General features: G+C 69.1%; 11 protein-coding genes. 9 read left to right on the plus strand and 2 right to left on the minus strand.

Translation table 11 applies throughout. The features are described from left to right. Positions 1-380: 380 nt before the first annotated feature. Both C5B85_RS17190 and C5B85_RS17195 read right to left on the minus strand, forming a co-directional pair. A complete protein-coding gene (locus C5B85_RS17190) occupies positions 381-1,835 on the minus strand; it encodes an FtsX-like permease family protein (protein ID WP_258070875.1) in 1,455 nt (484 codons plus the stop codon). Continuing rightward, a complete protein-coding gene (locus tag C5B85_RS17195; RefSeq protein ID WP_104287224.1) occupies positions 1,832-2,581 on the minus strand; it encodes an ABC transporter ATP-binding protein in 750 nt (249 codons plus the stop codon). The genes C5B85_RS17190 and C5B85_RS17195 overlap by 4 nt, the downstream gene beginning before the upstream one ends. Positions 2,582-2,711: 130 nt before the next feature. On the opposite strand from C5B85_RS17195, the gene C5B85_RS17200 reads away from it, so the two are divergent. From C5B85_RS17200 to C5B85_RS17240, 9 genes are all read left to right on the plus strand, one after another. Further along, positions 2,712-4,073 carry a deoxyribodipyrimidine photo-lyase gene (locus tag C5B85_RS17200; RefSeq protein ID WP_104287225.1) on the plus strand — a complete coding sequence of 454 codons (1,362 nt, stop codon included), beginning with the start codon at positions 2,712-2,714 and terminating at the stop codon, positions 4,071-4,073. A 128-nt stretch (positions 4,074-4,201) separates the two neighbouring features. Next, complete coding sequence (locus C5B85_RS17205; protein ID WP_181064488.1) at positions 4,202-4,618, plus strand: VOC family protein; 417 nt, start codon at positions 4,202-4,204, stop codon at positions 4,616-4,618. A gap of 53 nt (positions 4,619-4,671) precedes the next feature. After that, positions 4,672-5,064 carry a DUF4342 domain-containing protein gene (locus C5B85_RS17210; RefSeq protein WP_104287227.1) on the plus strand — a complete coding sequence of 131 codons (393 nt, stop codon included), beginning with the start codon at positions 4,672-4,674 and terminating at the stop codon, positions 5,062-5,064. 118 nt (positions 5,065-5,182) lie between these two features. Next, positions 5,183-5,914, plus strand: a complete 732-nt coding sequence (locus C5B85_RS17215; RefSeq protein ID WP_258070876.1) for a helix-turn-helix domain-containing protein — start codon at positions 5,183-5,185, stop codon at positions 5,912-5,914. Between the two features lie 152 nt (positions 5,915-6,066). Next, positions 6,067-6,564, plus strand: a complete 498-nt coding sequence (gene uraD / locus C5B85_RS17220; protein ID WP_104287228.1) for a 2-oxo-4-hydroxy-4-carboxy-5-ureidoimidazoline decarboxylase — start codon at positions 6,067-6,069, stop codon at positions 6,562-6,564. Next, a complete protein-coding gene (gene uraH, locus C5B85_RS17225; RefSeq protein ID WP_104287229.1) occupies positions 6,561-6,914 on the plus strand; it encodes a hydroxyisourate hydrolase in 354 nt (117 codons plus the stop codon). The genes uraD and uraH overlap by 4 nt, the downstream gene beginning before the upstream one ends. A 2-nt stretch (positions 6,915-6,916) precedes the next feature. Next, entirely contained in the window at positions 6,917-7,834 is a 918-nt protein-coding gene (gene pucL, locus C5B85_RS17230; RefSeq protein WP_104287230.1) for a factor-independent urate hydroxylase, read from the plus strand. A gap of 161 nt (positions 7,835-7,995) precedes the next feature. Continuing rightward, entirely contained in the window at positions 7,996-9,519 is a 1,524-nt protein-coding gene (locus tag C5B85_RS17235) for a nucleobase:cation symporter-2 family protein (RefSeq protein ID WP_104287231.1), read from the plus strand. 104 nt (positions 9,520-9,623) lie between these two features. After that, positions 9,624-9,945, plus strand: a 322-nt coding sequence (locus C5B85_RS17240) for an NAD(P)H-binding protein (protein WP_146078007.1), incomplete at its 3' end; no start/stop codon positions are given.

Below are 9,945 nucleotides of genomic sequence, written 5' to 3' on the forward strand. Positions count from 1 at the left end.
CCGACGAGCAGGACCAGACAACGTTGTGGCCCCTCGCTGTTCCCGAGCCCGGCAGCAGCACCTAGCCACAACGCTGGACGCAACGAGCGAGCTCGATCACGAACTCACCAAAGCGGCACCGCGACGAGCGCGGCCCGCACAGCGTTGTGGCCCATTGCTGTTCCCGAATTCGGGAACGGCAACGGGCCACAACTTTGGCGAGGGGACGGGCGCGAGGACGGGCGAGGGGTCGGGCGCGAGGCCGGGCGAGGGGTCGGGCGCGAGGCCGGGCGAGGGGTCGGGCGCGAGGCGCGGCGAGGCGAGGCGAGGCGAGGCGAGGGCAGGCGCGGACGGGCGGGCGCGGGACGGCCGGGCGCGGCGCGGCCGGGCGAGGCGTCCGCTCAGTCGACGGCGAGGGCCGCGACCGGTGAGACCCGCGTCGCGCGGCGGGCGGGCAGCAGAGACGCGGCGACCGTGATGAGGAGCGTCACGACGAGCACTCCCGCGACGATGGCCCACGGGATGCTCGGCAGCACGAGGCGCCCGACGAGCGATCCGAAGGTGACCTGCGCGCCGACCCAGCCGTAGAAGACGCCGAGCAGCAACCCGAAGAGAGCTGAGGACGCGATCATGGCGACGGCCTCGGTCACGATCATCCGGCGCACCTGCCCGACCGTGAAGCCGAGTGCCCGCAGGAGTCCGAGCTCACGCTTGCGCTGCATGACGCTCAGGGAGAGCGTGTTCACCATGCCGACAGCTGCGAGGAGCACCGAGAAGCCGAGGAGAACGCTCATGATCGCGGTTGTGATGTCGATGACCTGCTCGAAGGCCGCGTACACCTCGGGCTCCATCTGCCCGAACTCGAGCGTGATGGCGCGGAACGTCTCCGTGGCGACGGCGAACATCGTGACCAGCGTGATGCCGATGACAAGCCCGATGACGGCGCGGCTGCTGCGTGCGGGGTTGCGCACGGCGTTCGCCGCGGCGAGACGGGTCACGGGGCCGCGACCGAGTGCCCGGCCGCTGAGGCTCATGAGCGGCGGCAGGATGACCGGGGAGCCGATCACGACGCCGACAAACGAGAACATTCCTCCGACGACGCTCACGAGCACGCCGGTTGGGCTGGACAGGCCGAGGAAGACTCCCCCGACGAGCATGGCGACGCCGAGGGCGATGAGGATCACTGCGGTGACGCTGCGCCCCCGCCCGGCTCTCAGCTCCTGCATGGTCGGCTCGGCGACTGCCGAGGTCGCCGCGATGGGAGACACCGTCAGGACACGACGCGAGCCGACCCAAGACGCGATGACCGTCGCCGCCGTCACGGCGAGCACTGGTGCCAGCACGGCCGGATGCACGATCGGGAAGGGGAACGGATCGAGCGCGCCGTTGGTGATCGCGAGCTGGGCGCCGAGCGCCGTCAGGCCCACGCCGAGTGAGGCCCCCGCCGCGGCACCCGAGGCGCCCTGCACGAGCCCCTCGCGCACGGTGCGGGCACGAAGCGAGCGTCCGGACGCCCCGATGAGGCGCAGGAGCGCGATCTCCTTCGTGCGCCCCGCGATCACGGTGGCGACGGAGTTCGACGTGACCACGGCCCCGACGAAGAGCGCGATAGTGAAGAAGAGCGCGGCGATGGTGCCGAGCACCGTCGCGAGCTGGCCGATCTCGCTGAGGCCCGACGCGTCGAAATAGGCGGCCAGGTCGGCGACGATCATGATCAGCACCGTGCCGAAGGCGGCGGAGAGAGCAGAGACCAGTACAACCGCTGCGCCTCCGCTGCTCTGTTGGGATTCCGGCGCGCGGTGCGCCTTGACGGCGCTCCTGGTCTTTGTGGCGTTCTGACTGGCGACGGCGCTCATGCTGCCGTCTCCATGGAGAGCATGAGGTTGGAGATCTCGGCGGCGCTTGTGCGAGGCCGGTCGGCGACGACCTTGCCGTCGGCGAGGAACACGACCCGGTCGGCGTGACTCGCGGCGATTGGGTCGTGCGTCACCATGGCGATCGACTGGCCGTACTGGCTGCTCGCGGTTGCAAGCAGGGAAAGCACTTCGCGTCCCGTCCTGGAGTCGAGGTTTCCCGTGGGCTCGTCCGCGAAGATCAGCTTCGGCCGCGTCGCGAGGGCTCTGGCGATGGCAACTCGCTGCTGCTGGCCGCCGGAGAGCTCGTAAGGGCGGTGAGCGAGGCGCTGCGCGAGACCGAGCGTCTGGATGAGGTGCGAGATCCACTGCTCCTCGTCGCGCGAGACGGATCGACCGTCGAGGTCGAACGGCAGCATGATGTTTCCGCGCACATCCAGGGTCGGGACGAGGTTGAAGGCCTGGAAGATGAAGCCGACCGCGCGGCGCCGCAGCACCGTCAGCTCGGCGTCGTTCATCCCGGAGATCTCGGTGTCGCCGAGGAACACGCGGCCGGAGCTAGCGCCGTCGAGCCCGGCCATGACGTGCATGAGCGTCGACTTGCCAGAACCGCTCGGACCCATGATGGCCGTGAACTCACCGCTTCTGATGCCGAGGCTGACGCCGTCGAGGGCGGCGACGTTGCCGTGGGAGCCGTAGATCTTTCGAACGTCGACGACGCTCGCGACAAGTGGGGGTGTGGTGTTCATGTTCTCGACGCTACGGAGGCACCCCGGGCGGGCGCGTCCGCCCATGGTCGCCCCCGCATGGTCCTCTGGGATGACTCTGGTGAGGCCCGCATCCAGCCAGCGACCGAGGTTCTCCCCCTAGCCTTGCCGAATGGTCTCCCCTACGCTCGTCTGGTTCCGCGACGACCTGCGCCTCCACGATCACCCGGCCCTGCACGCCGCGCTCGAACGCGGCGGGCCAGTCATCGCGCTGTTTGTGCTCGACGAGCAGTCGCCGGGCGTGCGGCCGCTCGGCGGGGCTGCCAAGTGGTGGCTCCATCACAGCCTGGCCTCGCTCGCCGCGAGCCTCGAGGAAATCGGCGGCGCGCTTGTGCTGCGACGCGGCATCGCCCGGGACATCGTGTCGAGCGTCGCCGCGGAGGTCGGTGCTGAGCTTGTCGTCTGGAACCGCCGCTACGGCGGGGCCGAGCGCGAGATCGACGCCGACATCAAGCAGGGCCTCATCGATGCCGGGACCGAGGCGCACAGCCTGCCCGGCTCGCTCCTCACGGAGCCCTGGCAGATCCAGACCGGGCAGGGTGAGGCGTACCGGGTGTACACGCCCTTCGCGAATGCCTGCCAGAGCCGATTCCAGCACGAGCCGCCCCGAGACCCGCTCCCTGCCCCGGATGCGCTCCCCCGCGGCTCGAAGGCGACGTCGCTCGACTCCGACAAGCTCGACACCTGGACGCTGCTGCCCACTCGCCCTGACTGGGCCGAGGGCCTGCGGGAGGAGTGGACGCCGGGCGAGCAGGGCGCCCACGAGCTGCTCGAGGCTTTCCTCGACGGGGCCGTCACCGACTACAAGAACGACAGGGACCGGCCCGACCTCGTTGGCACCAGCCGCTTGAGCCCGCACCTGCGCTGGGGCGAGATCTCCTCGGCGCAGGCCTGGCACGCGCTCGACGGCCGCACCGGGGAAGGCGCCGCGACCTTCCGCCGCGAACTGCTCTGGCGCGAGTTCGCGTGGCACACGCTGTACAGCTTCCCCGAGCTGCACAAGCGCCCGTGGCGCGCGGCCTACGAGGATTTCCCGTGGCCAGAGCTCGACCGGGACGCCCTCGACGCCTGGCAGCGCGGGAACACCGGGATCCCGATCGTGGATGCTGGCATGCGCGAGCTGTGGCGCACCGGCACCATGCACAATCGCATCCGCATGGTCACCGCGTCGTTCCTGACGAAGCACCTCCTCACCGACTGGCGTCGGGGCGAGGAATGGTTCTGGGACACGCTGGTCGACGCCGACCAGGCCTCGAACCCCTTCAACTGGCAGTGGGTCGCCGGTTCCGGCGTGGATGCTGCCCCGTACTTCCGCATCTTCAACCCAGAGCGGCAGGCGGAGCGCTTCGACCCCCACGGCGCCTACGTGCAGCGGTGGGTTCCCGAGGCAGGGGGCGGAGAGTATCCGGCGCCCATCGTGGGTCTGAAGGAGGGCAGGGAGGCCGCGCTCGCCGCATGGCGGGAGGTCCGCTGACGCGCCTCGCGCGGCCGGCGACGGGCTCTCGCGCAACTGTCGGAGGCCGGTGCTAGATTGCCCGCACGCTCGCGTGGCAGGGGATTCGCGCGGCGCAGAGGCACTGAACTGCAGGGGGAGAAATCATGGTGGATTACCGCATCGAGCTCGTCGGGGTACCTGTCGCAGACGTCGACCGATCACGCGCCTTCTACGGCGACACGCTCGGGTGGCCCGTCGACCACGACCAGGTCGTGAGCGACGAGATCCGCTTCGTGCAGGTCACCCCTCCTGGCTCGGCCTGTTCGATCGCCTTCGGCACGGGCATCAGCGACATGCCTGCCGGCTCGCTCCGCGCGCTCCAGTGCGTCGTGACCTCCATTGAGGAAGCCCACGCCGATCTCAAGGGCCGCGGCGTCGAGGTGAGTGACATCGACGAGCAGGCGTGGGGTCGCTTCGTCTACTTCACTGATCCTGACGGCAATTCCTGGTCCATCCAGGAGCTGCCCGACTATTCGAAGATGGCCGAATGGCAGGAGGAACAGGGCGCCGAGTCCCTGCTCTGATCGACTCTCCACAGCACGATCCACCCAACACCCCCAGCGGAAGGACACACGACATGACAGAGAAGAAGAACGGCTACGAGGAGTTCAAGGTCTCGGGCGAGAACCTGCTCGGCAAGGTCAAGGAGCTCATCCACGAGGGCAACGTCCGGCGCGTGTTCATCAAGAACGATGACGGCACCACGCTCCTCGAGATCCCGCTTTCGGCCGGCCTGGCCGTGACCGTTGTCGCGGCAGCGCTCGCCCCGGTGCTCGTCGCCGTGGGCGCCATCGCAGCGCTCGTGACGCAGGTCACGGTTGGCGTCGACCGTCGCGGAACGGACTCGAGCTCGGACGGCGGCGCACCGGGCGCATCGGCTGACGCTGATGGAGTGCCGAAGACCAACGTGGTCGCCCCGGCGCCCTCCGCCGAGGCCACCGACCCCGACCTGGGCCCGACCACGGCGTAGTCGCCTTGCACCGGAGGTCGTGCCAGCAGGACATCAGCCGCCACGACCTCCGGTTCCAGGAGTGTGAAGCTCGCGCTTGCTACTCTGTGGTTCCCCAGAGTCGAGAGGCGCGTGCAGAGTGCCAGAACCAGAGACGCTCATCCCCCGGTCAGTTGCCGAGGTATCACCGGCCGCGTCCGCAGAGGCGGCCGCGGCGGCCACGCTCGCCGAGCAAGCTGGCGACGCGGCCGAACTCGGGGCACGCCTGCGAGCGCTCCGGGAGGAGGCCGGCCTCTCGCTCCGCGAGCTGGCCCGCCGCCTCGATATCTCCGCGAGCGCGGTCTCGCAGATCGAACGTGGGGTCATGCGCCCGAGCGTCAATCGCCTGATCGCGATCGTCGGTGAGCTGGGCGCGTCCATCACGGACGTTTTCGCGGGAGGCACGAGCTCCTACGCCGAGCGGTCGAGTTTCGGCAGCTACAGCCTGCTGCGGAGGGGCGAGATCGCGCCGGTGACGCTCGACAGCGGCGTCATCTACCGCCGCCTGTCCGGCTCCCGTACTTCCGGCATCGACCACTTCGAGTCGACCTTCCCGCCGTTGAGCTCCGCGAGCTCCGGCGACGCGGCGTCGTTCGCCACGCACGCCGGCGTCGAGTCCGGGGTGGTCATCTCGGGCGAGCTGACGGTCGAGGTGCACGGCGACACGGTGACGCTGCGACCAGGTGACTCCATCACCTACTCGTCGGAGACTCCGCACCGGGTGAGCAATCGAAGCTCGGAGCCCTGCGTTGCGAACTGGGTCATCGCGCGCGCGCCGCAGGCGGACCCGAGCAATCCACTGTTCTCGGAGGCGCGGGCGGCCAAGCGGTAGCCCTCCTGCGTGCGGGCGTGTCCCGAGCTGCGTAGAGGCGCGCCCCTCCTGCGCTCCCGAAACGCATCGAAATCTCTCCTTTACCTCGCTGAAATCTCCCAACGTGCGTGAAGGGATAGCTTTACGGCTATCCACCACGGAGGGATCCGACTTTGCTCATCAGCGACTACAACCGGCTCAGCGAGGCCAGCGCCGTCGACTTCGCGGCGACCCTCGTCGCCATCCCGAGTTTCACGACCGCGCTGGCCAGCTCGCGCCCGTTCGCCTCGAAGCGCGAGCTGCGGGAACGCGCCGCCGAGGCAGCCGCCGCCTGGGACGACGCGGAGGTGGAACTGGCACTCTCCGGGCACCCGCGCATCGGCGAGCAAGCCGCCGCCGCCGAGCCGGGCGCGGGGCACTCCGCCCGCGAACAGGGCTCCGTGGCGGTGGCCGACGCCGACGTCCTGGCCCGCATCGCAGACGGCAACCGCCGCTACGAGGCACGCTTCGACCGCATCTTCCTCGTCCGAGCTGCCGGCCGATCCCCAGCGGAGATCCTCGCGCAGCTCGAGGAACGCCTCAGAAACGACGACGCGACAGAGCTTGCCGTCGTCGCTTCCGAGCTGCGCGACATCACCCTCCTGCGACTCGACGAATCGGTGACCGAATGACCAGCCAGATCACGAGCCACGTGCTCGACAGCTCCGTCGGACTCGCCGCGGCGGGCATCCGCATCCGCCTCCGCTCCCTCTCCGGGCAGGAGCTCGGCGAGGCGGTGACGGATGCGGACGGTCGCGTCGCCGACCTCGGCCCGGCCCTCCTGCCAGCGGGCACGTACGAGCTCGTCTTCGAGACCGGCGCCTACTTCGCCGCCCGCGGCGTCGACACGTTCTACCCGCACATCGCAGTAGCGATCACTGTCGCCGCTGCAACCGAGGTGTCCGGCGACGGAGCCGCACCCCACTACCACGTGCCGCTCCTCCTCAGCCCATTCGCCTACTCGACCTACAGGGGGACCTGACCATGACCGATGTGACCGTGAGCCTCGGCGCCAACAAGTACGGCAAGGCGGAGAACCGCCTCGTCAAGATCACGCGCGACACCGCTCGCCACGAGATCGAGGACCTCAACATCACGAGTCAGCTCCGCGGCGAGGCGCTTGTCGGCTCATACCTCGAGGGGGACAACTCCCTGGTGGTGGCAACGGACACGCAGAAGAACACCGTGTACGCCTTTGCCCGCGAGCACGGCGTCGGCTCGCCGGAGAGCTTCCTGCTGAAGCTCGGCGCGCACTTCGTCGACGAGTTCGAATGGATCGAGGGCGGGCTCTGGCAGGCCGAGCAGTTCTCTTGGGAGCGCATCCTCGTGGACGGCGACGGGCACGACCACGCCTTCGTCCGCAAGGGCCAGGCGACGCGGCTCGCGACGGTCCAGAAGATCGGCGGTGCCACCCACGTCACGGCGGGTCTCAAGGACCTGACGGTGCTCAAGTCGACGGGCAGCGAGTTCCGTGGCTTCCCGCGCGATAAGTACACGACGCTCGCGGAAGCGAGCGACCGCATCCTCGCCACCTCGGTCACCGCCCGCTGGCGCTATACGCCGGAGGCCGTCGAGGCGGAGCCCGACTACAACGCGCTCTACGAGGGGGTCTCGGCGGCGCTCCTCTCGACGTTCGCGACCGTGCACTCGCTCGCACTGCAGCAGTCGCTCTGGCAGATGGGCAAGGCGGCGATCGAGCAGTTCCCCGAGATCGCCGAGGTGCGCTTCGCGATGCCCAACAAGCACCACTTCCTCGTCGACCTCTCGCCGTTCGACCTCGACAACCCCGGCGAGGTGTTCTTCGCCGCCGACCGCCCATATGGCCTCATAGAAGGAACCGTCATCCGAGACGGCGTCGCACCGGCGCCCGAGGCGTGGACCGACACGCCCTCGTTCATCTAGCACCCGCTGCTTCATCGAGCGCTCGCCTCAGCGCTTCGCTCCACCAGCTCCGCCTGAGAGCGCTGTTTGTCGACCCGCTTTTGTCGACCCGATTGTTGTGGACCCGATTTTGTCGACCCGCTTCTGACGACCCGCTTTTGACGACCGAGAGAGGTCAGCCCATGTCTCCCGAACCCAACACCACACCTCCAGCGGCAGCAGCAGCAGCACCAGAGCCGCCGGCCGAGATCCGCCCAGAGGACGAGCGCCTCAGCCCTGGCAAGACGATCGGCTACGGCGTCCAGCACATCCTCGCCATGTTCGGCGGCGTCATCGCGGTCCCCCTCATCGTGGGCGGCGCCGCGGGACTCGACGTCGGGCAGAAAGCGCTCCTCGTCGCCTGCGCGCTGTTCGTCAGCGGCGCCGCGACCATCCTGCAGACCATCGGGGTCCCCTACTTCGGCTCGAAGCTACCGCTTGTGCAGGGCATCTCCTTCGCAGCCGTCTCGACGATGCTCGCCATCATCGCGGGCAACGGCGAGTCTGGTCTCCAGACCGTGTTCGGCGCCGTCATCGTCGCCAGCGCGATCGGCCTCGTCATCGCGCCGTTCTTCGCCAGGATCGTCCGGTTCTTCCCCTCGGTCGTCACGGGGTCGATCATCACCGTGATCGGGCTCTCCCTCATGCCCGTCGCCGGGCGCTGGGTGACCGGCTCCGACCCGACGGCCGAGGGCTTCGCATCCGCCGACAAGATCGGGCTCGCCCTGTTCACCTTCGCGGTGGTCCTCATCCTGAGCAAGATCAAGGCCCTCTCCCGTCTCGCCGTGCTGCTGGGGCTCGCCATCGGCACGGTCTTCGCGCTCATCATGGGGCAGGCCGACTTCGACGCCGTCGGGTCAGCGTCCGTTTTCGCGTTCCCGCAGCCCTTCGCGTTCGGAATGCCGATCTTCGAGATCGGCGCCATCGTCTCCATGACCATCGTGATCCTCGTCATCATGGTCGAGACCACGGCCGACGTGCTCGCGGTCGGCGAGGTCGTCGGCACCAAGGTCGACTCGCGCCGCGTCGGCGACGGCCTGCGAGCCGACATGGTGTCCTCGCTCATCGCTCCCGTGTTCAACTCGTTCCCGGCGACCGCCTTCGCCCAGAACGTCGGTCTCGTCGCCCTCACCGGCATCAAGAGCCGCTTCGCCGTCGCGGCAGGCGGTGGGCTCCTGGTGATCCTCGGCCTCTCACCGATGGCGGCGGCCGTCTTCAGCGTCATCCCGAGCCCCGTGCTCGGCGGCGCGGGCATCGTGCTCTTCGGGAGCGTCGCGGCGAGCGGCGTGCGCACCCTCTCGAAGGTCGACTACAACGGCAACAACAACATGATCATCGTCGCCTCGTCGCTCGCCTTCGGCCTCATCCCGGTCGTCTCGCCGCAGTTCTGGCACGCGTTCCCCGAATGGTTCGTGACGATCTTCGACTCCGGCATCAGCTCCGCCGCGATCGTCGCGGTGGTTCTCAACCTCTTCTTCAACGTCTGGCTGCCCGGCACTCCGAAAGAGCCGTCGAACCTCGCGGCCGCGCCGGCGCTCCGCGTCCAGACCGAGGAACTGCGCGTCCTGAAGTCGGGCGGGTCCCTTGATGAGCACTCCTACGAGCCGGACACGGCGCCCGTCGAGCAGGGCACCCGGGCGCGGAAGTCGGGCCCGGGCACGCACTGAGCATCCGGCGGGGTCGCCGACGTTCGGAATGTCGCCGACCCCGCCGCGGTTGCACTGCTGTGTCTAGAGTGAATACTCGGCTCGACACGACGGAAGGCAACCGCATGAAGGTGTTTCTGACCGGAGCGACCGGCTACATCGGCTCGGCCGTGCTGCGGGCCCTGCTCGCGAACGGGCACGTCGTGACCGCCGCGGTTCGCAGCGACGAGAAGGCGGCCATCGTCCGGGAGGCGGGCGCGAAGGCAGTCGTCGTCGACCTGACCGACCGCACGGCGCTCGCCCCGCTCCTCCGCCAGGCCGAGGGGGTCATCCACACGGCCTCGGCGGCCGACCTCGACCCGATCTTCGTGCCCCACGTGCTCAACGAACTCGTGCACTCCCCCACGCAATTCGTGCACACGAGCGGCATCTGGCTGTTCGGCGACA

Source organism: Pseudoclavibacter sp. AY1F1 (genome assembly GCF_002931075.1).
Lineage (GTDB): Bacteria > Actinomycetota > Actinomycetes > Actinomycetales > Microbacteriaceae > Pseudoclavibacter.